The following is a 2324-nucleotide window of genomic DNA, read 5'->3' on the forward strand; positions in this document are numbered from 1 at the left end:
ACGGCGACCACGAGCGGGGCGGACGCGGCGCCGTTCGACGGCACCACGACCGCCTTGCCGGGCTTGCCGGTGAAGCCGAGCAGCTTCAGCGGCTCGCTCAGGCCGAGCGGGTCGTCGTCGGGGCGGACGCCCAGGACGAGGGCGTCGGCCTCGGTCGTCGCGGGCAGGGCTGAGGTCACGGTGACGGCTGGCATGCCTCCCACCCTAGGACCCCGTCCGTGCGCGCGTCCGGCGTGCCGGACGGCCGCGCCCGGCGCTAGGTTGGCCGCCATGGAGCCCCTGCACTCGCCCCTGCACGACCGTCACCTCGCGCTCGGGGCGAAGCTCGCCGAGTTCGGCGGCTGGAGCATGCCGCTGGAGTACGCGGGCGGCGGCGTGCTCGCCGAGCACAAGGCCGTGCGGGAGGCCGTCGGCCTGTTCGACGTCAGCCACCTGGGCAAGGCGCTCGTGCGCGCACCGGTGCCGTCGAGTTCCTCAACGCCTGCCTCACCAACGACCTGCAGCGCGTCGGCCCCGGCCGGGCGCAGTACACGCTCTGCTGCGACGACGACGGCGGCACGGTCGACGACCTCATCGCGTACGTCCGCAGCGACTTCGAGGTCTTCCTCATCCCCAACGCCGCCAACACCGCCGCGGTCGTGGCCAAGCTGCAGGCCGCCGCCCCCGACGGCGTCGAGGTGACCAACCTGCACCGGCAGTACGCCGTGCTCGCCGTCCAGGGCCCGAGCAGCGACGAGGTGCTGCGGGCGCTCGGCCTGCCGACCGACCACGCCTACATGTCGTTCGTCGACGCCACCGTCGGCGGCCAGGAGGTCACCGTCTGCCGCACCGGCTACACGGGGGAGCGCGGCTACGAGCTGGTCGTGACGTCCGAGGGCGCGGAGGCGGTCTGGGACGCGGTCATGACCGCCGGCGAGCCGCAGGGCATCCGCGCCTGCGGCCTGGGCGCGCGCGACACCCTGCGCACCGAGATGGGCTACCCGCTGCACGGGCACGAGCTGTCGGCGTCGATCAGCCCGGTCATGGCCCGCACCGGGTGGGCCGTGGGCTGGGACAAGCCGAGCTTCTGGGGCAAGGACGCGCTCGTGCGCCAGCGCGCCGAGAAGACCGTCCGCACCCTGCGCGGACTGCGCGCCGAGGGCCGCGGCATCCCGCGTCCCGGCATGGTCGTGCGCGACGGCGAGGGAGCCGAGGTCGGCGAGGTCACCTCCGGCACGTTCTCGCCGACGCTGCGCACCGGCATCGCCCTCGCGCTGCTCGAGCCCGGCACCCCCGACGGCGCGACGCTGACCGTGGACGTCCGCGGGCGCCAGGAGCCGTTCACGGTGGTCAAGCCGCCGTTCGTGGACCCGTCGACCAAGGAGGACTGACATGGCCTGGAGCTGGACGTACGAGAAGGCGGACGGCACGCCCACCGGACGCTCTCAGGAGTTCGAGAGCCGCAGCGACGCCGAGACCTGGATCGGCGAGGCGTTCGGCGACCTGCTGGAAGCCGGCGTCGACCAGGTGCGCCTGCTCGACGGCGAGACCGAGGTCTACGGCCCGATGGGCCTCGCCGCCGAGTAGGTCGTGGCACGACGACGCCCCCGTCCGGGACGGACGGGGGCGTCGCTCCGTGCGGGGAGCGGTCGCTCAGTAGCGGTCCTTGAGCGGCGCGCCGCGCGCCACCATGGCCTTGGGCAGCCGGAAGCGGCGCAGCTGCGTCGAGCGCAGCAGGGCGTACGCGGTGGTGCCGCGGATCGCCTCGGGGCCGAAGCGCGCGCGGATCTGGCGGCGGACGCCGACGACGAGCCGGATCGAGTCCAGGCCCACCAGCAGGATGGTCGCCATCCACAGGTAGACGACCACGACCGAGCCCCACTCGCCGCCCAGCGTGCTGAGGACGAGCATGAGCACCAGCAGCGGCAGCAGGAACTCGGCCACCGAGAAGCGCCGGTCGACGTAGTCGCGCACGAACGCCTTGACCGGGCCGCGGTCGCGCAGCGGCAGGTCGTTGGCGCTGCCCTCGCCGGCCAGCGCCCGGCGCTGCTTCTCGCGCTGCGCGTCGCGCAGGGCGCGCTGGGCCTTCAGCTGGTCCTTGCGCGTGTTGGCCTTCTTCATCTGCGCCTTGCGCGCGGCCTCGGCCTCGCGGCGCGACGGCGTCGGGCGGCCCTTGCCGCCGGCCTGGTCGTTGTCGCTCACGCGGACCTCCGAGAAGAGCGCACGGTACGGACGTCCGCCCGTGACGGGGTTGATGGTTCGCTCGCTGTGCTCGCTCACGGGACACAGAGTAGGGGGTGCGACCTCGGCGTCCGGACGCCGTCGCTGGCGGCGGCTGGCGTGTC

General features: G+C 74.1%; 3 protein-coding genes and 2 pseudogenes. 3 read left to right on the forward strand and 2 right to left on the reverse strand.

All coding sequences use genetic code 11. The features are described 5' to 3' along the window. Positions 1-194: pseudogene (locus AC2W7G_RS13960) on the reverse strand (hypothetical protein); the annotation flags it as partial. Between the two features lie 154 nt (positions 195-348). Here AC2W7G_RS13960 and AC2W7G_RS13965 point away from each other — a divergent pair. The 3 genes and pseudogenes from AC2W7G_RS13965 to AC2W7G_RS13975 form a co-directional block, all read left to right on the forward strand. Beyond that, a pseudogene (locus tag AC2W7G_RS13965) lies at positions 349-393 on the forward strand (hypothetical protein); the annotation flags it as partial. A gap of 104 nt (positions 394-497) precedes the next feature. Further along, a complete protein-coding gene (gene gcvT / locus AC2W7G_RS13970; protein WP_485868970.1) occupies positions 498-1370 on the forward strand; it encodes a glycine cleavage system aminomethyltransferase GcvT in 873 nt (290 codons plus the stop codon). A gap of 1 nt (position 1371) precedes the next feature. Then, positions 1372-1566, forward strand: a complete 195-nt coding sequence (locus AC2W7G_RS13975) for a hypothetical protein (RefSeq protein WP_485868968.1) — start codon at positions 1372-1374, stop codon at positions 1564-1566. 66 nt (positions 1567-1632) lie between these two features. Here the strand turns inward: AC2W7G_RS13975 and AC2W7G_RS13980 are convergent, their stop codons facing one another. Further along, complete coding sequence (locus AC2W7G_RS13980; RefSeq protein ID WP_485868969.1) at positions 1633-2259, reverse strand: DUF3043 domain-containing protein; 627 nt, start codon at positions 2257-2259, stop codon at positions 1633-1635. Positions 2260-2324: the final 65 nt, after the last annotated feature.

The sequence above is a fragment of the Aeromicrobium sp. PFPM2_SD2 genome (assembly GCF_057364525.1).

What these genes read in the sequence shown, in the direction of transcription:
- AC2W7G_RS13975 (WP_485868968.1), top strand. Translation starts at nt 1,372, where the DNA reads ATGGCCTGGAGCTGGACGTACGAGAAGGCGGACGGCACGCCCACCGGA.